Here is a 22,626-nt window from a genome sequence, read left to right as displayed (position 1 = left end):
GCAAATCCATTGTTTTTTGAGGTGATCTCAGGTATGAGCGCGACTGGAGCGGTAGTGTTCCTACCCCGGGAGGGGACCGGCGTGTGCCCCATGCTGGAGGACCTGCTCTTTGATCCGGCGGCCCTGTGGCTGGCGGAGGCGCTGGAGAGCGCCGGCGTGCAACAGTTTTTTGTGGTGTGCCACAGTGACGACCGGGAAAAGGCCGAGGGCTGCTTCCCGGTGGGAACGGAGTTCGTTACCGGCGGCACCGAGGACGCCCTGGACCAGCTGATGGCCTTCCTGGGTAAGCTGGAGGGAAAGGTGCTCATCCTGACCCGGCCGGTGCTTCTCTCCTGGCAGAGTGCCCGGCAGCTGGTGGATGACAGCAGCACCGGTCCTCTGGATAATAAAGATACCGGCGTGTGCCGCATTGACGCGGCCCTGTTGGCCCAGGCTCTGGCCGACGGCAGCGGCCTGGACGAGGCCCTGAAGGAAAACGCCGACAAGCTGGGGGGCCGGAGCATCTGGTATCAGAGCGCCGCCCTCATCAAGAGCAGCCCCGAGGGCCGGGTGGAGGCCGAGCTCACCGCCCGCAACTACGGCGCCTACCGCCTGCTGGAAAGCGGCGTGCGCATGATGGACCCCAATACCTGTTATGCCGGACCCCGGGTCCGGGTGGGTAAGGGCACGGTGATCCTGCCCGGCACCATCCTGCGGGGAGAGACGGTGATCGGAACCGGCTGTGAGCTGGGCCCCAACACCATGATCCGGGACTGTACCCTGGCCGACCATGTGGTGGTCAATGCCTCCCAGCTCAACGAGAGCACCGTGGACGCCGGGGCCAGGATCGGACCCTTCGCCTACATCCGCCCCAACTGCCATGTGGGGGCCAACGTGAAGGTGGGCGACTTTGTGACGCTGAAGAATGCCTCCGTGGGAGAGGATACCAAGATCTCCCACCTGACCTATGTGGGAGATGCCGACGTGGGCTGCCGGGTGGACCTGGGCTGCGGTACCGTCACCGTCAACTATGACGGGGTGGGCAAGTACCGCACCGCCATCGGGGACGACGCCTTCATCGGCTGCAATACCAATCTGGTTGCCCCCGTCCGGGTGGGGGACGGCGCCTATACCGCCGCCGGCTCCACCATTACCGACGACGTGCCCGACGACTCCCTGGCCATCGCCCGGCCCCGCCAGACGGTGAAGAAGCAGTGGGCCGCCCGCCAGACCCGTAAAAAGTGAACCCGTCCCGCTGATGGGACAGAAAATATAAAATAAGTTCGATCTGCACGAAAGACAGAGAACACTAATTTTGTGAGAGGATGTTTACACAATGATCGCACACGGTAAGGACATCAAGATCTTTTCCGGCACTTCCAACCGCCCCCTGGCCGAGGCCATCTGCAAGGAGATGGGCATGGAGCTGGGCAACGCCGAGGTAGGAGCCTTCTCCGACGGCGAGAACTACGTCTCCATCTATGAGACCGTCCGCGGCTCCGACGTGTTCGTGGTCCAGTCCACCAGCCACCCGGTCAATGACAACCTGATGGAACTGCTCATTATGATCGATGCCCTGAAGCGGGCCTCCGCCGGTCGGATCACCGCCGTGATCCCCTACTTCGGCTACGCCCGCCAGGACCGCAAGACCAAGCCCCGCGATCCCATCTCCGCCAAGCTGGTGGCCAACCTGATCACCCGGGCCGGCGCCGACCGGGTGCTCACCATGGACCTGCACGCCAACCAGATTCAGGGCTTCTTCGACATCCCCGTGGACAATCTGCTGGGCAACCCCATCTTCACCAACTACCTCCACGACCGCTTTGCCGGCAAGGAGGATGAGATGATCGTGGTCTCTCCCGACGTGGGCTCCGTGGCCCGGGCCCGGGCCTTCGCCCAGAAGCTGGGCATGGGTCTGGCCATCGTGGACAAGCGCCGCCAGAAGGCCAACTCCTCCGAGGTCATGAACATCATCGGCGACGTGCGGGGCAAGAAGGTCCTCCTCTTTGACGACATGGTGGACACCGCCGGCTCCCTGTGCGGCGCGGCCCAGGCTCTGGTGGAGCTGGGCGGCGCGGTGGACGTCATCGCCTGCGCCAGCCACGGCGTGCTCTCCGGCCCCGCCGTGGAGCGCATCGAGAAGAGCGTCATCAAGGAGCTCTACTTCCTGGACACCGTCCCCCCCAAGCAGGGCGTCACCTGTGACAAGATCAAGTACCTCTCCGTGGCCCACATGTTTGCCGAGGCCATCGAGCGCATCTACGAAGAGGTCTCCGTGTCCAAGCTCTTTGTGTAATGACCGTCCAGGGGGGACGTTGTCTGCCATAAAAGGTGGCTTGCGCCTGATTGGTATCGAACCTGCCCCTGGCAGGTTCGACCCTAGATACGAAACCACCGCGCCGCTATGCGGCACAATGGTTTCGATACCCCCCTCACCCGCGCACAGCGCGGGTGGTCGTGGCCGCCGCGGCCACGAGTATAGGTGTCCTGCGCAGGCTCATGTCCTGCTCCGGACGAAATCTGACCATACCATCAGGTAGGGCGGGGGCTTGCCCCCGCCTTTGCCTGTTTAAGGAGCCATTATGTTTTTCAACAAAAATCGATCCTCCGGCGTGGAGTGGCTGGTGGTGGGCCTGGGCAATCCCGGGGACAAGTACGAGAACACCCGGCACAACGTGGGCTTTCTCACCATCGACCACATCGCCGAGGAGCAGCGGGTGCCGGTGCAGAAGCTGAAGTATCGCGCCCTCACCAACACGGTGGAGCTGGGGGGCGCCAAGGTGCTGCTCATGAAGCCGGTGACCTATATGAACCTGTCCGGCGAGGCGGTGGGGGAGGCCGCCCGGTTCTACAAGATCCCCGCCGACCACGTGCTGGTCATCTCCGACGACGTGTCCCTGCCCATCGGCAAGCTGCGCATCCGCAAGGGGGGCTCCGCCGGGGGCCACAACGGCCTGAAGAACATCATCCAGCACCTGGGCACCGACCAGTTCCCCCGGGTGAAGGTGGGCGTGGGAGAGAAGCCCCATCCCGATTACGATATGGCAGACTGGGTGCTCTCCAAATTCGTGGGGGAGGACCTGAAGACCATCACCGCCGCCATCGAGAAGGCGGGCAAGGCGGTGGAGTGCCTCATCGCGGAAGGGCCCGACAAGGCCATGAACAAGTTCAACGGCTGACAGGCTGTTGCCAAATCGTAACTTGCAATTCCCGACGGGGATGCTAGGATAGAAGGAGCGGGCGCGCCCGCTCCTTTTTCGCAGGGGGCGCGCCGGATTTGGGAGGTGGTCTCCATGGCGAGACGCAGGCTGTTTTGTCAGTGTGGTCCGGTGTGCTATCGGATTTCCCTGTGGAAAGAGGGGGCACGCAAGGCCCTGGCTGACCGGCGGGGTGGGGTACATTGGTCCACCTGGCGGTGTGAAGAGGAGCTGCCCGTGCTCCTCAAGGGGCACCGCTCCCCGGTGCTCCGGCGTCTGACCGGAGTGGATATGGACCTGCAGCGCAGCAAGCGGACCAATCTGGCCCTGGCCGCCGCCTGCATCGACGGGGTGGTGGTGGCGCCGGGGGAGAGCTTCTCCTTCTGGCGCCTGGTGGGCAAGCCCTCCGCCCGGAAGGGTTACCAGGACGGACTCACCATCGCCAGCGGGAACCTGGGCTGGTCGGTGGGAGGCGGGCTGTGCCAGCTGGCCAACCTGATCCACTACCTGGTGCTCCATAGCCCCCTCACCGTCACCGAGCTGCACCACCACTCGGACGCCCTCTTTCCTGACGACCGCCGCCGGGTGCCCTTCGGCACCGGCACCTCCATCTTTTACCCCCATGTGGATTACCGCTTCCGCAACGACACCGACCAGCCTGTCCAGCTGCGGGTGTGGCTGGAGGAGGACGACCTGTGCGGCGAGCTGCGGGGGACGGCCCCCTTCCCCCTGCGCTACCGGCTGCGGGAGGAGGGGAGCGGTTATGTCCGGGAGGGCGAGGAATACTACCGGGTGAGCCAGGTCTACCGGATTGCCTATGACCGGACCACCGGCGAGGAAGTGGGCCGGGAGCTGCTGCTGGACAACCACTCCAAGGTGCTCTTTGATCCTGCCCTCATCCCGGCGGATCAGATGTTACAGCGCTGAAAGGAGTGCGCTATGCTGCTGGAACGAATTAAGGCCTACAGCGCCGCCCTGGGGGACCGGCCTGCCCTGATGGCAGGGGAAGAAATGGTCCGCTGGGGAGAACTGTGGCCCATGGCCCAGGGGCTGGCGGCCAAACTGCGGGAGCAGGGGACCGGCCCGGTGGCCCTCATCGGGGACCCGGGTCAGGTCTGGGTACCTGTGGCCTTTGTGGCCTGCCTGCTGGCGGGGCGGCCCTACCTGCCTCTGGACCCCCTGTTGCCCCCGGCGGGACAGGGGGAGCTGCTGGAGCAGGCGGGGGCGGTTTTGCTGGACCGGCGGACGGCGGAGGAGGGCTTTTCCTCCGGCCTGTCCTGCCCGCTCCCCGACGACCCCCACCGCATTGCCTATGAGATCTTTACCTCGGGCAGCACCGGCCGGCCCAAGCTGGTGGAGGTGAGCCTGAGCAATCTGGAGCACTTTCTCCGATGGGCCTCCGCTCTGCCGGAGATTGCCGCCGTCCTGGGCGGGACGGCGGTGGGTCAGGCGGCCTGGTCCTTTGATCTGTCGGTGGCCGACCTCTATCTGTCCCTGCTGGGGGGCGGCACCCACGTGGCCCTCACCCCGGCGGAAAAGGAGGACTTTCCCGCCCTGTTCCGCCGGTTGGAAGAAAGCGACCTGTCTTTGCTGGTGGCTACCCCCTCCTTTTTGCGCCTCTGCCTGACGGAGCCCTCCTTCGGTCCCGACCGGCTGCCCCGTCTGCGGACGGTCTTTTCCTGCGGAGAGGTATTGCCCCCCGCCGCCGCCCGGCGGCTGCTGGACCGGTTTCCCGGGGTGGCCCTCCTCAACGCCTACGGTCCCACCGAGGCCACCTGCGCCGTATGTGCTGTTCCTATTTCCCGGGAGATGTGCGGTGGGCCTCTGCCCATCGGCACAATTGGGGAGGGGGCTGTGGATATCTCCCTGGAGGAAGGGGAGATTATCCTCACCGGAGCCAGTGTTTCTCCCCGGTTTGGGGGGAAGTATTCCACAGGGGACCTGGGTTATGTGGAAAACGGACTGCTCTACTGGGCGGGACGGCGGGATTTACAGCTGAAGTACAAGGGGTACCGGCTGGAACCTGCCCGCATCGAAGGAGCGCTGGAGGCCCTGCCCCAGGTGGAACGGGCGGCGGTGCTTCCCCGGCGGGATCGGGCGGGACAGGTGAAGGGCCTGACCGCCTTTGTGGAGGGGGCCGGGCTGGAGCCGGAGAAGCTGGCCCAGGCTTTAGGGGATTTGCTGCCCCCCTATCAGATCCCCGGTCAGTGGAAGCTGCTGGATCGGCTGCCCCTGACCCCCAACGGAAAATGCGACCGGAAACGGCTGGAGGAGATGCTATGATGATAGGTGACGATGTGATCCGGGACCTGCTGGTGCAGGTCTGCGGCACCCAGGATGCCCTCCGCCCCGGAGCCGACCTGCTGGAGGAGGGTATCCTGGACTCACTGGCTATGATCGACCTGCTGGAGGGACTGGAGGATCTGGGCATCCAGATCCAGCCCACCCGGGTGCCCAGGGATACCTTCCGCACGGTGGAGGGCATTCTGGCCCTCTGCCGGCAGGCGGAGGGGGAGGCCCCCTGAGACGGACCCCTGCACCGGGGTAAGGTGCGCTTATGACTTCCAAATTTTTCTATATCTTCGAGGTGTACCATGAAACAACTGCTGTCCGCGCTGAAGGATATCCCGGAATACTGTGCCCTGACGGCGGCCATTGACAACGGGGCCTGCCCGGTGGCCTTTTCCGGCCTGTCGGCGGTCCACCGGGCCCACTTTGCCGCCGGGCTCCACCAGGAGCTGGAGCGGCCGGTGGTGGTGGTGTGCGCCGACGAGGGGGAGGCCCAGCGGATGGAGAAGGACCTGGCCGCCCTCTCCGGGGAGAAGGTGGCCACCCTGTCCGCCCGGGAGTTCACCTTCCACAACGCGGCGGTGGTGTCCCGGCAGTATGAGCACCGGCGTCTGTCTGTCCTCCGGGCCCTGGCGGCGGGGGAGTGCCCCCTGCTGGTGTGTACGGTGGAGTCCCTCCTCCAGCGCACCATCCCCAAGACCCTCCTCACCCAGGCCGCCCAGGTGGTGCGGATGGGGGAGGCCCATGACCTGAACGAGCTTACCGAAACTCTCACCGCCGCCGGGTACGCCCGGTGCCAGCAGGTGGAGGGTGTGGGCCAGTTTGCCCTGCGAGGGGGCATTCTGGACTTCTTTTCTCCCGCCCACCAGAAGCCGGTGCGTGTGGAGTTCTTCGGGGACGAAGTGGACGCCATGGGCTTCTTCGACCCGGACACCCAGCGGCGCATCCAGAACATCAGCGAGGCGGAGATCTTGCCCGCTGCCGAGGTGCTGCCCCAGTTTACTCCCGGCGGCTGGGCGGGGCTGCTGGAGGGCCTGGACAAGCTGATCGCCCGTACCCGCAAGCGCAAGGGGGCGGAAAAGCTGGTCCAGACCCTGGAGGAGGACAGGGAGCGGCTGGACGCCGGTACCTCCTTCCCGGCCATGGACCGGTATGTAAGCCTCATCTACCCCCAGATGGCCACGGCGGCCGACTACCTGCCGGAGGACGCTGTGGTGATTTTCAGCGAGAGCGGCCGGGTGGCCGAGCGGGGGAAGAACTACCTGTGGCAGCTGGGGGAGGACGCCAAGTCCCTGATGGAGCGGGGCGAGCTGGCGGGGGATCTGGCCGACTTCGCCCGTACCCCCGAAGAGCTGTGGCAGGTGTTGGAGGAGTGGCCGGTGTGCTACCTGGACGCCTTCGCCGCTTCCACCTATCCCCGGCGGCCCCGGACGGTGCTCAACCTGCTGGCCAAGCAGCTGCCCTCCTACGGCGCCAGTCTGGAGACCGCCGTCTCCGACCTGGCCCATTACGTCTCCGAAGGCTTCCGCACCGTGGTGCTGGTGAGCAGCCAGCAGCGGGCCCTCAACCTCCAGGCCCTGCTGCGGGAGCAGAAAATGACCACCGCCGTGGACTTCGAGCTTCATGACCTGCCCGGCTACGGCAAGGCGGTCATCGCCGTGGGGGGCGTCACCGCCGGTATGGAGTACCCGGTGGGACGGCTGGCGGTGCTCACCGAGGGCCAGTCTGCCCTGGGCAAAAAGCGCCGGAGCAAGCCCGCCACCAACCGGCAGAAGCTGAAATCCTATGCCGACCTGTCCCCCGGGGACCTGGTGGTCCACGAGCACCACGGCGTGGGTCGGTTCGTGGAGATGACCAAGAAAGTGGTGGACGGCGTGGAGAAGGACTACGTCAAGATCGCCTACGCCGGCACCGATATCCTGTATGTCCCCGCCACTCAGCTGGACCTGGTGAGCAAGTATATCGGCGGCGGCGAGGACGCCAACGAGAAGCGCAAGCTGTCCAGGCTGGGCGGGGGCGACTGGGAGCGGGCCAAGTCCAAGGCCAAGAAGGCGGTGAAGGACCTGGCCAAGGGCTTGATCCAGCTCTACGCCCAGCGGCAGCGGCAGCCCGGCTTCGCCTTCTCCCCCGACTCCGAGTGGATGCACGAGTTTGAGGAGCAGTTCGAGTACGCCGAGACCGACGATCAGCTGCGGTGCATCGCTGAGATCAAGCGGGACATGGAGACCGCCCGGCCCATGGATCGGCTGCTGTGCGGCGACGTGGGCTACGGCAAGACCGAGGTGGCCTTCCGGGCCATTATGAAGTGCGTACTGGACGGCAAGCAGGCCGCCATTCTGGTGCCCACCACCGTGCTGGCCCGGCAGCACTACCTGTCGGCCAAGCAGCGCTTTGCCAAGTACCCGGTGGAGATCGACGTGGTGAGCCGCTTCCGCACCGCCGCCCAGATGAAGGAGACCTTAAGGCGGCTGTCGGCGGGGCAGATCGACCTCTTGATCGGCACCCACCGGCTGTTCCAGAAGGATGTGACCTTCAAGGACCTGGGGCTGCTGGTCATCGACGAGGAGCAGCGCTTCGGCGTCCAGCACAAGGAGCGGCTCAAGGAGCTGTCCAAGCAGGTGGACGTGCTCACCCTGTCGGCCACCCCCATTCCCCGTACCCTGAACATGGCCCTCTCGGGCATCCGGGATATGTCCACCCTGGAGGAGCCCCCCATGGACCGCCAGCCGGTGCAGACCTATGTGCTGGAGCACGACTGGGGTGTGCTGATGGACGCCGCCCGCCGGGAGCTGGAGCGCGGCGGCCAGGTGTACTACCTCCACAACCGGGTGGACACCATCACCCGCACCGCCGCCCGCATCAAGGAGATGCTGGGGGAGGACGTGGAGGTGGCGGTGGCCCACGGTAAGATGAGTCAGGAAGAATTGAACGAGGTCATGACCCGTATGAGCGAGGGCGAGGTGGATGTGCTGGTGTGTACCACCATCATCGAGACCGGCATCGACATTGCCAACGCCAACACCCTCATTATTGAGGATGCGGACAAGATGGGTCTGGCCCAGCTCCACCAGATCAGAGGCCGTGTGGGCCGGTCCACCCGCCGGGCCTTCGCCTACCTGACCTACCGCCAGGGGAAGGTGCTCACCGAGGTGGCCTCCAAGCGGCTGGGGGCCATCCGGGAGTTTGCCGAGTTCGGCTCCGGCTTCAAGATCGCCATGCGTGACCTGGAGATCCGGGGCGCGGGCAATATCCTGGGCCCGGAACAGTCCGGCTTCATGCTCAGCGTGGGCTACGATATGTACCTGCGGCTGCTGGAGGAGGCGGTGCTGGAGGAGCGGGGCGAGCCCATCCCCAAGCGCACCGAGTGCGCCGCCGACCTGAGTGTGGCGGCCTCCATCCCCGACCGGTACGTCCCCTCCCCGGAGGAGCGGATGGACCTGTACCGGCGGATCGCCGCCATCCGCACCGAGGCCGACGCCGACGACGTGACCGACGAGCTCATCGACCGCTACGGCGATCCGCCGAGGACGGTGAACAACCTGATCTCGGTGGCGCTGCTGCGGGCCGCTGCCGCCGAAAACGGGGTGGTGCAGATCCGCCAGCAGGGGGGCGGCCTGCAATTCTACCTGGACGGCTTTGATCTGCAGCGGGTGAGCGCCCTGTGCGCCCTGGAGCACTACCGGGGACGGCTGCTCTTCTCTGCCGGAGAGAAGCCCTACCTGGCCCTGCGGCTCAAGAAGGGGGAGGACCCCCTGAAGTGGGGCCGGAAGGTAATGGAGGACTACAGCAAGACCGGGGCGTAAAGCCCGGCAGACCAACCGTAAAACAGGCAGAAGGGGCCCGGCGCATTGCGCCGGGCCCCTTCTGTATAGGGAAAGAAAGATGGGAATCGTGGATCAGAAGCCGACGATGTTCAGATACACGTCCACCGTGCCGGACACCACATAGGGATTGCCGTCGGCATCGTTGGCGTACCAGAAATTCTCCTCCATGGGGAAGTCCGGGTTGGAGGAACCGGCGGTGGCGTATACCGGGATGGAGATCTTGACCCAGCCGTCGGTGGCCTGGGTAAAGGTGCCGGTCAGGTACTTGTCGGCCCAGCGGTAGCCGTCCTCATTCTCCTGGACCTCATAGTCCAGGGACAGGCCGTACTCCGCCAGGGCGTCCAGGGCCTCCTGGGTGCCGATGGGGGAGGAGCCGGGGATCTCCCGGTCGGCGGTCAGGTCGTCGGCGGTGTAGAAGATGCCGTCATAGAAGGAGTTGATGCCGGCCCGGTCCACGGTGTCGCCCACCTTGCCCCACAGGATGATGGGGGCTACCGCAAACTCACTGGGCTCCACAAACTGGAAGTGGAGGGTGCGGGTGACGGCCTCGCCGTTTCTGGGGGTGACGGTAAAGGTCACGTCGGCCTCCGCCACGCCCTGGCACTCGCCCTCCAGGTGGTCGCCCACCAGGGTGATGCCGTCGGGCAGCTGGCCGGACACCTGCTTGACGGTAAAGCTGTTCTGCTGCTCCTCGGGCAGCCACCAGCGGAACTCGTAGCCCACGCCGTTGTACCAGGTCTGCGGGTTGCCGTTTTCGTCGGTATAGGTCTCGGGGGCTACGCTGAGCACATAGTCCACCGCGTCGGGATCATAGGGGGGCAGCACCGACTCAATAACAGCGGTTTGGGTGGAGGCGTCGTAGCTGACCTCCTTGCCGAAAGCCTCACTGATGGCACGGATGGGCACATAGGTGGTGCCGTTGTAGGCAAACACGTCCACTTCCTTGCCGTTGACGTCGGTGGGCACAAAGGCCTCGCCGTTGATGGACAGCTTCATGCCGGGGTTGACGGCGATGTTGACCAGATTACCGGCGGCCAGGGCGGCGGTGCCGGTGCCCAGCACCAGGGTCAGAGCCAGGGCGGCCATGCGGGTCTTTTTCTTCATAGAGACACTTCCTTTCGTGAACTGCGGGTTTTGCAAGCTAAAACCAGCATACCACAGTACTGTAAGAAAGTGGTGTGCATAACAGCACACTCGTACACACCGGAAGGAAAACAGCAGGGCCCGGCGTATCACGCCGGGCCCTGCTGCATTGGGAAGGGAAGGAAGTTTGGAAAGATTTAGGGTTCGGAATTATAGGCATCCTGGATGATATCAGAGCCAATGGTTGTAACGGTAAGGTTACCGCCTCGATTCTGGAGGGTGCCGGTACCGGTAATAGAACCGGTGCCGTTGATATCGCCCTGGTAGCCCGCGTGGGCGTCGCCGGCCAGCTCCATGGTGCCATTGATGGTTAGGGTGCTGCCCGGCCAGATGCGCAGGATGCCGGAACAGGTCATGGTACCGCCCTGGTCAATCACCAGGTTCATGCCGTCCACCAGGTACATCCAGCCACCGTCGTTTTCGGCTTCGACAAAGTCGGGGACCATAAGCTTACCGCCTGATTCCACCACCAGCTTGTCGTCCCCCTCCAGCCAGTACTGGTTGCAGGAGACGGTGCCGCCGTCCTTGATGATCAGGGAGGTGTGGCCCTCAAAGCCCTCAAAGCCGCTGCTGGCAGAGTCCAGCTTGCCGCCGGTGAGGGTGCCCGCGATGGTGATGAGGTAGGGGATCTGCTCCTCCAGCTCCCAGTTGTCGGAGCTGTCCCGGACCAGCAGGGTCACATTGTCGGGCAGGGTCAGGGTCTCCCCGGCGGCCAGGGTGTAGTTGTTGCGCAGCTCCAGGTAGTAGTTGCTGTAGGAATTGTTGTTCTGTACGGCTTCGATAGTGGCACGGATCATGGCGTCCACAGCGGCGTTGTCGTTCCCCAGATCGGGGAAGTTCAGGGCGCAGTTGACCCGGCTGAGGTCCTCGGCGTCAATGGGGGGATGGTCGGGAATGGTCCAGCCGCCGTTCTCGTTGACGCCGATGCCGTGGTAATAGAAGGCCCCGGCGCTTATATCGATGCTCTGGGCAGTGACGCGGCCGGTGCCGTCTATGTACAGCTCACCATCCAGAGTAAGGAGACCGGAAACATTCAGGGCGGCGTCATAGTCCACATAGACCCGGCTCTGCCCCTCCAGGGGGAGGGCCAGGGAGTCGGCGGTGACGGTGGTACCGCCCTGGATGTGGACTTCACCGTCCACCGTCATGGTCTCGGTGACGGTGAGGTCAAACCGGTCGTTCCACAGGACCACGTTTGCGGGGATTACCAGATTGCCCTCTACCGCCGCGTTCTGGAGCAGGATTACCTCGCCGCCGCCGTTGGCCTGAGCGGCATTCAGGGCATCCTCCAGGGTGAGCCAGAACCGACCGTCATATTCCGCCTCACCGACGGGGCGGTACTCCTCCTCCTGGGTGTTCCGGTGGAAGAGACGGCATTGTACAGTGGACCCGTCCTCCAGCACCAGGCAGTCGTTGATGTTGCCGGTAATGTACAGCTCGCCGGTCAGGGCGCCGCCGTTTTTCACGGTGAGCTGGGCCACGGGATGGCCATCGAAGGTGATGATCTCCACATTGCCGTTGAGAATGCTGCCGCCGGACTCAATGGTAATGCCCCGGTTTTCGCCCCCCATGAGGGCCAGACTGGTGTTTCCGGGCAGAGTCAGGGGGGTGTTGACGGTGAGCTGGCAGCGGGCCTCCAGCAGGTGGAAGGTATAGCCCGCGCTCTCAGGGATGTCGTTGATGCGGTCGATGGCCTTAGCCAGAGCGGTATCGCTGCCGTTCAGGTCCTCCTCGAAATTGAAGGCGGCAAAGATGGAGCAGTCGATTTCATTTGCCATATTGGGCAGGGGGGCCAGAGTCCAGCCCTCGCCGTTCCACTGGGCGTACTGGTAGTACTCCACGGCCCAGTCCGAGCCTTCCGGCTGGTAGTTGACCACGGTACAGTCGATGACGCCACGGTTCCAGATGGTGTTGCCGCTGCGCAGGGTGCCCTCGCCGCTGATGGTGCCGTGGTTCAGGATGGCGTACAGGTTGTCCAGGGTGACAGTTTCCGGAATGGTCAGGGTGACTCCCTCATGGATGCCCAGGGTCCAGTAGTCGGGGAGGGTCACATCTTCGGTCAGGGTGTAGTCGCTTACCAGATAGAATTCACCCGCACTTCCGGGATCTTTCAGAATGGCATCCACAGCAGCCTTCAGGGTGGGATAGCCCACGCCGCCCACGGTGGCCACCGTATCGGATGGATCGACACCGACCAGAGTCAGGCTGCTGAGATCCAGATCCATGGCCCAGCCGCCCATATCGGCATCGCTGTTCACGCCGTGCCACTTCAGGAAGAAAGTGAGGACCTGATTGCAGGAAGTAGTGCCTGCCGGGGCCACCACATAGTCCAGCGTCAGGATGCCGTTCTCGTCAAAAGCATCGTAAGGATACCAGACCTGTGCGCCCTCATAGCCGTCTGCCGAGGTGGTGAGGAGCAGCACATCCACCATGGGCTCACACTCCACCCCCTCCGGGGCCTTGAGCTGGAGGGTAAGTACATAGTCGCCCTCTTCGTTGGGAGCCAGGTTGCCGGTGACAGGGTTGAGGAAGGTATCCGGGTCGGTTTCGCCGATGGTAATGCCCTCGGTAATGGCCGTCACCGTGCCGTCAGGCACGGCGGCCAGCTGGGCATAGAGAGTCACATTGCCGGTGACGGTAATATCGCTCAGCTCCACCGGAGGCCATTCACCCTCCACCTTCCAGCCCATAAAGTCATAGCCCGCCTTACCGGGCACGGTGATGCCGCTGGCGGTGGGATGGCCGCCGCTGGCCACCTGCTCGGTGCCCAGCACCTCATCCAGGAACTGATAGGTGACGGTGTAGTAGGTGACAGGGGTACTGCCGCCGCCGGAGGAAGAGCCGCCGCCGGAAATACCGGGGGTGGTGGCGGAGGAGCCGCCGGCCACATCCTTGTCCCCGGCGGTGACGCCGGAGGTGCCCTCGGAGGCCTCCACCTTGGTGTTGGGGGTGGATACGGCCACGTTGTCGGCGTTGGCGGTGACGTTATTCACCTTGCCGGAGCCGGTGACGGTGGTGCCCGCACCGTCGGCGGTGACGCTCTCCACCGTACCGCCCTTGCCCACGGTAACGGCGGTGTTGGGGGCGGCTGCGGTCAGATTGTTCACCGTAGCCCCGCCGGAGACGGTGATGCTGGCACCTTCGGCCTGCTCAGAGACGGTGAGGGTGTCCACGGTGCCCGCCACGGTGACCTGGGCTTCCGTCCCGGCCACGTTCAGGGTGCCCACGGTACCCGCCACGATGACGGCGTCGGAGCCGTCGTCAATGGTGATGATCTCCACCGAGGCGTCGTCCTCCACCGACAGGCGTATCCCGCCGTCCCGCCGCTGGGCGGTGATGGTGCTAACGGAGGAGTTGCCTCGAATAATGATGGAGTGCTCGCCGCCGCCCCGGACCACCAAGGCGCCTTTCACGGTGACGTTGTCCAGGATCAGGTCCCCGTCGCCGATGCCCTCGGTGGCGATCAGGTTGCCGTCAATGGTCATGTCGGACAGCGTGACCCCAGCGGCGCTGACGATCACGTTGCCGTCGGCGTCGGCGGTGTAGCTGCCTGCCTCATCATAGCGGGCGGTAATGGCGTTGTCCAGTAGCTGGGCCACCTCCGCCCGGGTGATGGTGGCGGCGGGCATGATCTTGCCCTGATAACCGTTGAGGATGCCGGCCTGGGCCATGCCGCCCAGATAGCCGGCGGCCCAGCTGGCCGCCTCACCGCTGTCGGTAAAACCCTCCAACCCGGCGGCGTTCTCCGTCACGCCCAGAGCCCGGCCCAGCAGCACCGCCGCCTCCTGCCGGGTGATGGGGTCCAGGGGCCGCAGGGAGGTACCGTCCCCCTGGAGAATGTTGGCGGCGGCGGCCCCCAGTACCGCCTCCTCGTACCAGCTGTCCGCCTCCACGTCGGGGTAGGCGGTGTCGGACAGAGTCTGGTAGTCCATCAGCCGGTCCAGGATCACCGCCAGCTCGCCCCGGGTGATGGGCGCGTCGGGACGGAATTGGCCGGCATAGCCCTGGAGAACATCCTCCTCGCTCCAGCGGTCGATGGCCTCCGCGCCCCAGTGACCGGCGGTGTCGTCGTAGGCCAGAGCGGGGACCGTCAGTGCCAGCGCCAGGACCACGGCCAGCAGCGTGCCCCGAATGGAATGGAATTTCATATCCGTGTACCTCCTTTTGTGAAAAAATATGAATAAAAAACCAGGAACTATGGTGATGATACCATAGTTCCTGGCAGGATTGGTGTGCATATACGCACACTGTGTACGACTCAGTTCAGCAGGCTGACCCGGCCGGGGCAGGCCGCTTCCGCCGCTGCCGTCATGGACTGGGGCACCAGCACCGTATTGAGCCGGGGCAGGGCGGACAGGGGGAAAAGTCGGGGATGGCGGGGCCGTTGAAGCAGAAGGTCTCCAGCAGATCCGCTTCTGCCAGGGGGGAAAGGTCGGTGACGTTGGAGCTGAACAGCCCCAGATTGCGCAGCCGGGGCAGGTCCCCCGCGCCTTCCAGGGAGTTCTGTCCGGCGTGGAGACGCAGGTCCACCACCGGGCAGCCCGCCAGAATGGACAGGTCCTCACAGGGCAGCAGGCCCACGTTGAGAATGGGCAGCTGGTCCCGCTCCACCAGGGCGGCCACCGCCTCCTCCGGCGGCGCCCACAGGGAGAGCTCCTCCAGCAGGGGCAGCGTGCCCAGCACCGACCAGTCTCCGTCGGACACATCGCCGTAGGAGGTGTCGCCGGTCATATCATTCATATAATAGGAGTAGGACGAGGGGTCCTCCAGCACCTCATTACCCAGCAGTGCCAGCCGCTCCACCTGCTCCAGATCGCTGTAGGTGATCTCTCCCAGAGGCCGGTCCAGCTCCTCCCGCACCGCCAGCTCCAGGCAGTAGGAGGAAAATTCCACCGGCTGGGACCCCTGCATTTGGGGAAGAGCCACAGCTCCGGCGGCCCCCAGACACAGGGCCAGGGCACAGACCGCCGCTAAGAGTTTGCGCTGCCTCCCGCGGGCCTTGCCGCCCAGCCCGTCCTTCAGTGCTGCGGCGGTGGGGTAGCGGTCTTCGGGACTGAAGGTAGTGCATTTGCGCAGGACCCCCTTCAGCTGCCGGGATACCGGAGCCGCCTCCAGACTGTCCCGGTCGTAGGAGCCGGTGAGGGTCCAGATCAGGGTGGCGCCCAGGGCGTACAGGTCGGTGCGCTCGTCGGTCTGGGCAAAGCCGTATTGCTCGGGGGCGGCGGTGACCGAGCTGCCCATAATGCGGGTGTCGCTGTCCCGGTGAGGCTTGTACTGTCGGGCGATGCCGAAGTCAATGAGCCCCACATCTCCGTCGGGTCCTATGATGATGTTGTCCGGTTTGATGTCCCGGTGGATGATGGGCGGGTCCATCCGGTGGAGCTGGTCCAGCAGGGACAGAAGCTTCAGTCCCATCTGACGGCAGCTTGCCTCGTCACAGGGGCCGGTGCGGTCCAGATAACGGGTCAGAGACTGCCCGGGCAGGTAGCTGCGGACCAGATAGACGGTCTGCTCCTGCCGGAAGCAGTCAGCGGCCAAAGGCACACGGCCCGCCAGAGCGGGGTAGAGCTGGGTGAGCAGCCGGAACTCCTCCTCCAGGTCCTCGCCCCCCTCCCGGGCAATCTTGAGCACATAGGGAGCCTCGTCGCACCGGCGGCGGAGGAGCCACACGCTGCGGCTTTCCCGCTCCGCCAGACAGGCCTCCGGCCGGTACACCAGGGCGATGCGGTCAGGCAGGGCCAGACTGTCCACCACCTGCCGGTAATGATTGCGGAATTCCTCGGCGCGGCTCACAGAAGCCCCCCTTCTCCCAGAGAGAGGAGCAGCTCGTCGGTCTCCTCCAGGGTCAGGTGGTGGGTCAGTCCGTAGAGCACCGCCGCGTCAAACCGGCTGCGGGGATAGAGGGAGGCCCTGCCGCAGCGGGTGAGCAGCTTCTGGGTCTCCTCCTCCCCCAGGTCCAGGGCCAGAGCCAGCCGCAGCAAAAAGGTGCGGGTGGGAGGACGGGTGCCGTTAAAGAGCTGGTAGCCGTAGGACCGCTCCAGATAGCAGGCCCGGATGGCGTCCTTCACCAGCCAGCCCCGCCGCTCCAGCAGGTTGCACAGATAAAAAGTGAAGTCCGGCGGCGTAAAAGCGCCCCCCGCCAGCATGGCGGGATCCGAGGACGAGCGCATGGCATTGCGCAGTTCATCCGTGGTTTTCACAGCGCCCCTCCTTTCTTTATGGGATAGAAACAATTTACAAAAAGGTAACTGTCATCCATTATACTACCCGGTCGGGGACTTGGAAAGAGTGTATCATAGTTTCTCCACCGGCAGGTGTGCAGAATTGCACACTTATTGCATAAAGAGAATAAGATCCGCGATCTGGAACAGAAAAGGGTAGATCATGCAATTTGTTCACAATTTACTCTTTTTTCTTTTCAGGGGTTATGCTATACTAGGAAACTGAATCAATGTCAACAGCCGCGTTTTGCGCTGTGGAAGATCAGAAAGGTGAAACAATCACATGGGACTGTTGAAAAAGCTGTTCGGCACCAGCTCCGCCAAGGAGCTCAAGGCCATCAAACCCATCGTGGACAAGATCGAGGCCCTGGATGAGGAGTACTCCAAGCTCACCGATGAGCAGCTCAAGGCCAAGACTCCTGAATTTAAAGAGCGTCTGGCCAATGGCGAGACCCTGGACGATATCCTGCCCGAGGCCTTTGCCGCCTGCCGGGAGGCGGCCTGGCGTGTGCTGGGTATGAAGCCCTACCGGGTGCAGCTCATCGGCGGCATCATCCTCCATCAGGGCCGTATCGCCGAGATGAAGACCGGCGAAGGCAAGACCCTGGTGGCCACCCTGCCCGCCTACCTCAACGCCCTGGCCGGCGAGGGCGTCCACATCGTCACCGTCAACGACTACCTGGCCAAGCGTGACTCCGAGTGGATGGGCAAGGTCTACCGCTTCATGGGCCTCACCGTGGGTCTGGTGATCCACGACATCCAGCCCAAGGACCGCAAGGCCTCCTACGCCGCCGACATCACCTACGGCACCAACAACGAGTTCGGCTTCGACTACCTGCGGGACAATATGTGCATCTACGCCACCGAGATGGTGCAGCGGGGCCACGCCTTTGCCATCGTGGACGAGGTGGACTCCATCCTCATCGACGAGGCCCGTACCCCCCTCATCATTTCCGGCCAGGGTGACAAGTCCACCCAGCTGTACACCATTGTGGACGCCTTCGTGGCCCGCCTGAAGGGCCAGCGGGTGGCCAAGGTGGACACCAAGGAGGAAGAGGACCCGGACGTGGACGCCGACTACATCGTGGATGAGAAGGCCCGCACCGTCACCCTCACCGCCCGCGGTATTGCCAAGGCTGAGCAGCAGTTCCAGATCGAGAACCTGGCCGATCCTGAGAACACCACCCTTTCCCACCACATCAACCAGGCCATTAAGGCCCGGGGCCTGATGAAGCGGGACATCGACTATGTGGTGAAGGACGGCGAGGTCATCATCGTGGACGAGTTCACCGGCCGCCTCATGTACGGCCGCCGTTATAACGAGGGCCTCCATCAGGCCATCGAGGCCAAGGAGGGCGTCACCGTGGCCCGGGAGTCCAAGACCCTGGCCACCATCACCTTCCAGAACTACTTCCGCCTGTATCACAAGCTGTCCGGCATGACCGGTACCGCCATGACCGAGGAGGAGGAGTTCGGTACCATCTACTCCCTGGACATTGTGGAGATCCCCACCAACAAGCCCCTGGCCCGCATCGACAACCCCGATGTGGTGTACAAGACCGAGGCCGGCAAATACCGGGCCATCATCAAGCAGATCGAGGAGTGCCACGCCAAGGGCCAGCCTGTGCTGGTGGGCACCATCTCCATCGAAAAGTCGGAGCAGATCTCCGAGATGCTCAAGCGCAAGGGCATACGCCACAACGTGCTGAACGCCAAGTTCCACGAGAAGGAAGCCGAGATCGTGGCTCAGGCCGGTAAGCTGGGGGCGGTCACCGTGGCCACCAACATGGCCGGCCGTGGTACCGATATCCTGCTAGGCGGTAACGCCGAGTTCCTGGCCAAGGCCGAGCTGCGGAAGGCCGGACTGTCCGACGAGCTCATCGCCGAGTCCACCGGCTTTGCCGACACCGACAACCAGGAGATCCTGGAGGCCCGCCGGATGTTTACCGAGGCGGAGGCCAAGTATAAGGACGAGATCAAGGAGGAGGCCGAGAAGGTCCGTGCCGCCGGCGGCCTGTTCATTCTGGGCACCGAGCGCCACGAGTCCCGCCGCATTGACAACCAGCTGCGGGGCCGTGCCGGCCGTCAGGGTGACCCCGGCGAGAGCCGGTTCTTCCTCTCCCTCCAGGACGACATCATGCGCCTGTTCGGCTCCGAGCGGGTCATGGGCATGATGGACCGGCTGGGTGTGGACGAGGACACCCCCCTGGACTCCAAGATGCTGTCCAACGTCATTGAGAACGCCCAGAAGCAGGTGGAGTCCCGGAATTTCCAGACCCGTAAGACGGTGCTGGAGTACGACGACGTGATGAACACCCAGCGTAAGGTCATCTATGAGCAGCGCCGCAAGGTGCTGGACGGCGAGAACCTGAAGGAGGCTGTCCAGACCATGCTGTCCACCGTCATCTCCAACGAGGTGGCGGCCCATATGGGCGAGCAGAAGCACATGGACGCCGAGAACTGGCGGGAGGTGTGCGCCCAGTTCCGGGGCCTGTTCCTCACCCCCGACGAGTTCAAGTTCGATGACGCCGAACTGGAGAAATACACCGCTTCTCAGCTGGAGGAGCTGCTGCTGGAGAAGGCCGCCGAGGTCTACAGCAAGAAGGAAGCCGAGCTGGGCGAGCCCCTCATGCGTGAGCTGGAGCGGGTGATGATGCTCCGGGTGGTGGACGAGTACTGGATGGACAACATCGACGCCATGCAGGAGCTGCGCCAGGGCATCGGCCTGCGGGCTTACGGCCAGAACGACCCCGTGGTGGAGTACAAGCGGGAAGGCTACGAGATGTTCGAGCGCATGATCGCCGCCATCCAGGAGGAGACCCTCCGCCGGATCTTCCTGGCCCGGGTGCAGGTGGGCTCCACCGTCAAGCGCGAACGGGTGGCCAAGGTCACCGGCGAGAGCGCCGGCGCCGACGGCACCGTAAAGAAGCAGCCCGTCAAGAAGGGCAAGAAGCCAGGCCGCAACGATCCCTGCCCCTGTGGCAGCGGCAAGAAGTACAAGAAGTGCTGCGGGATGCACGAAGAGGACTGATGGTTGTCAGGGGGCGGCCGTAAAGGCCGCCCCCACGATTAATGATTCCGTAGGGGCGACCCTTGCGGTCGCCCGTCCCAGATGGAGGACCCCATGAACATCATTGAACACAACAAAAATGGCCTGCTCTATCTGTCCTGCGACGGCTTTGAGGCCGCCGGCGGAGTGGCCCACGGCTTTTCCACCCGGCTGGGCGGGGTGTCGGAGGGGAAGTTTGCCTCCCTCAACCTGAGCATGAACCGGGGAGACGAGCCGGCCAAAGTGGCGGAGAATTACCGCCGCTTCTGCGCCGCCATCGGCGCCGATGTGAAGGGTGTGGTGTGCGCCAGCCAGGTCCACGGGGACACGGTGCGCTCCGTCACCACCGCCGACCTGGGCATTGCCCTGGATGAGCCGGAACCCTGGCAGGCCGACGGCCTGGTCACCGATATCCCCGGCGTGGTGCTCACCGTCTTTACCGCCGACTGCCTGCCCATTCTGCTCTACGACCCGGTGCGCCGGGTGGTTGGGGCGGTCCACGCCGGTTGGCGGGGCACCGCTCTGGGCATCGCCGCCAAGGCGGTGGAGCGGATGGTGGATTGCTACGGCTGCGACCGGCTGGACATTCTGGCCGCCATCGGCCCCGGCATCTCCAAGTGCTGCTTTGAGACCCACGAGGACGTGCCCAACGCTATGACCGAGGCTATGGGGGCCTCCGCCCTCCACTGCATCCAGGTGCTGCCCACCGGCAAGTTCCATGTGGATCTGAAGGCTCTCAACGCCAAGCGGCTGGAGAACGCCGGTCTGGACCCCGAGCATATTGCCGTGTCCGGCGACTGTACCGCCTGCCTGCCGGAGAAATACTGGTCTCACCGGGTTACCAAGGGCGAACGGGGCAGCCAGGCTGCAATGATCGCAATCATCTAGGGGGTACCCAATACCCCCTAGATACGAGCCTGCGTGCCGACGAAACGCCGGCGACTTGGCTCGATACCCCCGGTTTCGCGCTCGTGGCGCGGGTCGGGGTGTCTTTCCGGGAAGTGAATTCCCGGAAAGACATTTTTTTATACCGCAAACAGACAAGGAGGGGCTGCCCTTGAACAAACGAATACCACTGCGGCTGGCGGCTTTGGGGGCCGCCCTCTGCCTGGTCCTGGCGGGCTGTACCGGCGGGCCGGAGCCGGAGGTTACCCCCACGCCGGAACCCACCGTCTCCGCCGCCCCAACCTCTGAGACGGCGGAATTTACCCTGGCCTGCTACCCTCAGGCCGGATTCCATCCCATTACCGGCGGCAACCGCACCAACCTGTCTCTGGGTGGGCTGATGTATGAGGGCCTGTTTGCCCTGGATCAGCAGTTTGAGGTCAGTCAGGTGCTGTGTTCCGGTTATACCGCCTCGGAGGATGGGCTGACCTGGACCTTCACCCTGCGCTCCGGCGTCACCTTCTCCGACGGCAGCCCCCTCACCTCGGCGGAGGTGGTTTCCTCCCTGGAGACCGCCCGCACCAGCGCCCTTTACTCCGCCCGGTTTGCCGACATTGGCGCCATCACGGCGGGGGAGGGAACGGTGACCATGACCCTGACCCGGGCCAACGGGTCCCTGCCAGCCCTGCTGGACATCCCCATCGTCAAGGAGACCGGCGGCACCCCGCTGGGCACCGGGCCCTATGTGCTCACCGGCAGCGGCAACGACCTGTCCCTCACCGCCAACGGAAGCTGGTGGCAGGGGGAGAAGCTGCCGGTGGACACCATTCCCCTCCAGGCCATTCAGGAGGCCGACGATCTGATCCACGCCTTCGACACCAAGGAGATCTCCCTGGTGTCCACCGACCTGACCGCCACCAATGCCCTGGGCTTCTCCGGCTCCTTTGATACCCTGGATTATCCCACCTCCACCATGGTGTATGTGGGCTTCAACACCGTCAGCGGCCCCTGCGCCGACGCCGGGGTGCGGAAGGCCCTGCTGCGGGCCTTTGACCGGGAGTCGGTATCCACCGCCATCTTCTCCCGCCACGCCCAGCCTGCCGCCCTGCCGGTCCACCCTGGCAGCGCCCTCTACCATGAGGATCAGGCCTCCGCCCTCAGTTACTCCTCCCAGGCGGTGGCCGAGGCCCTCACCGCCGCGGGCTGGACTGCCACCGACAGCGGCTGGGTCAACGGACGGCAGACCCTCAGCCTGGAGCTGGTAGTGTCCGCCGAAAATCAGGACCGGGTGTCGGCGGCCCAGCACCTGGTCAACGGCCTCAACGATCTGGGCATCCGGGCCACCCTCACCAAGCTGGACTGGGACGCCTATGTCTCCGCCCTTCAGAGTGGGAACTTTGACCTCTACCTGGGGGAGGTGCGGCTTACCGCCGACTTTGATCTCACCGCCCTCATCACCGCCGGGGGCTCCCTCAACTACGGAGGTTACAGCGACACTCAGGCCGCCCAGCTGCTCCAGACCTATCGGGCCACCAACGGCCAGAGCCGGGACCTGAGCGCCCGTCAGCTCTACGCCCGGCTGGCGGAGGAGCCACCCTTCGCGGTGATCTGCTTCAAAAACTGGTCCGTGCTCTCCCAGTGGAACGCCGTCTCCAATATGACGCCCACCCAGCAGAATCTGTTCTTCCAGTTTGCCTATTGGGAGATCGCACAATGAATCCAGCGGCCCCCGCATCACGCGGGGGCCGCTTCCGTTTGCGAAAAAAGCCTCGCAGAGTTCGCGCCCGCAGGCGCGAATAAAGTCAAATCCGTTTTCAGCCGCGACCTGTGCGTGGATGAAAACACTTCTCAGGCTGCAAGTGTGGGGCCTGTCCGCCTCCAGCGGACAGGCCCTGCGCGCGGCAGACTGCACCCCCCTCGAAAAAGTGGTGTGCCACTTTTTCGACAGTCTCCAGCGGCCCCCGCATCACGCGGGGGCCGCTTTTTGCGTGTCCGCCCCGCCAGGTTTCCCCCAATTCCGGGGGACAGGCCTGCTATAC

Annotated in this window: 14 protein-coding genes; 10 read left to right on the top strand and 4 right to left on the bottom strand. The window is 64.4% G+C overall.

Annotated features, from left to right (window positions below):
• Nucleotides 1–33: 33 nt before the first annotated feature.
• The 7 genes from B5F94_RS00120 (at nucleotide 34) to mfd (ending at nucleotide 9,268) form a co-directional block, all read left to right on the top strand.
• Complete coding sequence (locus B5F94_RS00120) at nucleotides 34–1,224, top strand: DapH/DapD/GlmU-related protein (protein ID WP_087326349.1); 1,191 nt, start codon at nucleotides 34–36, stop codon at nucleotides 1,222–1,224.
• A 91-nt stretch (nucleotides 1,225–1,315) separates the two neighbouring features.
• Entirely contained in the window at nucleotides 1,316–2,275 is a 960-nt protein-coding gene (locus B5F94_RS00115; protein WP_087267501.1) for a ribose-phosphate pyrophosphokinase, read from the top strand.
• Between the two features lie 286 nt (nucleotides 2,276–2,561).
• A complete protein-coding gene (gene pth, locus B5F94_RS00110; protein WP_087326346.1) occupies nucleotides 2,562–3,158 on the top strand; it encodes an aminoacyl-tRNA hydrolase in 597 nt (198 codons plus the stop codon).
• Nucleotides 3,159–3,272: 114 nt separating this feature from the next.
• Nucleotides 3,273–4,103: a VanW family protein gene (locus B5F94_RS00105; protein ID WP_087326343.1), complete on the top strand. Its 831-nt coding sequence runs from the start codon at nucleotides 3,273–3,275 to the stop codon at nucleotides 4,101–4,103.
• Between the two features lie 12 nt (nucleotides 4,104–4,115).
• On the top strand, nucleotides 4,116–5,459 hold the full coding sequence (locus B5F94_RS00100; protein ID WP_087326340.1) for an AMP-binding protein: 1,344 nt from the start codon (nucleotides 4,116–4,118) through the stop codon (nucleotides 5,457–5,459).
• On the top strand, nucleotides 5,456–5,701 hold the full coding sequence (locus B5F94_RS00095) for a phosphopantetheine-binding protein (protein ID WP_242965503.1): 246 nt from the start codon (nucleotides 5,456–5,458) through the stop codon (nucleotides 5,699–5,701). The genes B5F94_RS00100 and B5F94_RS00095 overlap by 4 nt, the downstream gene beginning before the upstream one ends.
• A gap of 69 nt (nucleotides 5,702–5,770) precedes the next feature.
• Nucleotides 5,771–9,268: a transcription-repair coupling factor gene (mfd, locus tag B5F94_RS00090; RefSeq protein ID WP_087326334.1), complete on the top strand. Its 3,498-nt coding sequence runs from the start codon at nucleotides 5,771–5,773 to the stop codon at nucleotides 9,266–9,268.
• Nucleotides 9,269–9,361: 93 nt separating this feature from the next.
• Here the strand turns inward: mfd and B5F94_RS00085 are convergent, their stop codons facing one another.
• The 4 genes from B5F94_RS00085 to B5F94_RS00070 form a co-directional block, all read right to left on the bottom strand.
• A complete protein-coding gene (locus B5F94_RS00085) occupies nucleotides 9,362–10,393 on the bottom strand; it encodes a stalk domain-containing protein (protein ID WP_087326331.1) in 1,032 nt (343 codons plus the stop codon).
• A 176-nt stretch (nucleotides 10,394–10,569) separates the two neighbouring features.
• Nucleotides 10,570–14,580 carry an S-layer homology domain-containing protein gene (locus B5F94_RS00080; RefSeq protein WP_158100229.1) on the bottom strand — a complete coding sequence of 1,337 codons (4,011 nt, stop codon included), beginning with the start codon at nucleotides 14,578–14,580 and terminating at the stop codon, nucleotides 10,570–10,572.
• Nucleotides 14,581–14,740: 160 nt separating this feature from the next.
• The gene (locus B5F94_RS00075; RefSeq protein ID WP_087326325.1) at nucleotides 14,741–16,225 is read right to left on the bottom strand and encodes a serine/threonine protein kinase; all 1,485 of its coding nucleotides are present in this window, start codon (nucleotides 16,223–16,225) and stop codon (nucleotides 14,741–14,743) included.
• Nucleotides 16,222–16,632 carry a hypothetical protein gene (locus B5F94_RS00070; protein ID WP_087326322.1) on the bottom strand — a complete coding sequence of 137 codons (411 nt, stop codon included), beginning with the start codon at nucleotides 16,630–16,632 and terminating at the stop codon, nucleotides 16,222–16,224. The genes B5F94_RS00075 and B5F94_RS00070 overlap by 4 nt, the downstream gene beginning before the upstream one ends.
• Before the next feature lie 304 nt (nucleotides 16,633–16,936).
• Here B5F94_RS00070 and secA point away from each other — a divergent pair, with 304 nt between their 5' ends.
• From secA to B5F94_RS00055, 3 genes are all read left to right on the top strand, one after another.
• On the top strand, nucleotides 16,937–19,684 hold the full coding sequence (gene secA, locus B5F94_RS00065; RefSeq protein ID WP_087326319.1) for a preprotein translocase subunit SecA: 2,748 nt from the start codon (nucleotides 16,937–16,939) through the stop codon (nucleotides 19,682–19,684).
• Between the two features lie 93 nt (nucleotides 19,685–19,777).
• Nucleotides 19,778–20,590, top strand: coding sequence for a peptidoglycan editing factor PgeF (gene pgeF / locus B5F94_RS00060; RefSeq protein ID WP_087326316.1), 813 nt, complete (start codon nucleotides 19,778–19,780; stop codon nucleotides 20,588–20,590).
• Between the two features lie 169 nt (nucleotides 20,591–20,759).
• Nucleotides 20,760–22,304, top strand: coding sequence for an ABC transporter substrate-binding protein (locus B5F94_RS00055; RefSeq protein WP_242965501.1), 1,545 nt, complete (start codon nucleotides 20,760–20,762; stop codon nucleotides 22,302–22,304).
• Nucleotides 22,305–22,626 lie beyond the last annotated feature (322 nt).

Origin of the sequence: Flavonifractor sp. An4 (assembly GCF_002161755.1) — a bacterium.
Classification (GTDB): Bacteria; Bacillota; Clostridia; order Oscillospirales; family Oscillospiraceae; genus Flavonifractor; species Flavonifractor avicola.
This window is presented reverse-complemented; position numbering and strand designations above follow the sequence as displayed.

Excerpts from the sequence above, each read along its gene's own strand:
- B5F94_RS00120 (WP_087326349.1), top strand. The coding sequence starts at position 34 with ATGAGCGCGACTGGAGCGGTAGTGTTCCTACCCCGGGAGGGGACCGGC.
- B5F94_RS00115 (WP_087267501.1), top strand. The coding sequence starts at position 1,316 with ATGATCGCACACGGTAAGGACATCAAGATCTTTTCCGGCACTTCCAAC.
- pth (WP_087326346.1), top strand. The coding sequence starts at position 2,562 with ATGTTTTTCAACAAAAATCGATCCTCCGGCGTGGAGTGGCTGGTGGTG.
- B5F94_RS00105 (WP_087326343.1), top strand. The coding sequence starts at position 3,273 with ATGGCGAGACGCAGGCTGTTTTGTCAGTGTGGTCCGGTGTGCTATCGG.
- B5F94_RS00100 (WP_087326340.1), top strand. The coding sequence starts at position 4,116 with ATGCTGCTGGAACGAATTAAGGCCTACAGCGCCGCCCTGGGGGACCGG.
- B5F94_RS00095 (WP_242965503.1), top strand. The coding sequence starts at position 5,456 with ATGATGATAGGTGACGATGTGATCCGGGACCTGCTGGTGCAGGTCTGC.
- mfd (WP_087326334.1), top strand. The coding sequence starts at position 5,771 with ATGAAACAACTGCTGTCCGCGCTGAAGGATATCCCGGAATACTGTGCC.
- B5F94_RS00085 (WP_087326331.1), bottom strand. The coding sequence starts at position 10,393 with ATGAAGAAAAAGACCCGCATGGCCGCCCTGGCTCTGACCCTGGTGCTG.
- B5F94_RS00080 (WP_158100229.1), bottom strand. The coding sequence starts at position 14,580 with ATGAAATTCCATTCCATTCGGGGCACGCTGCTGGCCGTGGTCCTGGCG.
- secA (WP_087326319.1), top strand. The coding sequence starts at position 16,937 with ATGGGACTGTTGAAAAAGCTGTTCGGCACCAGCTCCGCCAAGGAGCTC.
- pgeF (WP_087326316.1), top strand. The coding sequence starts at position 19,778 with ATGAACATCATTGAACACAACAAAAATGGCCTGCTCTATCTGTCCTGC.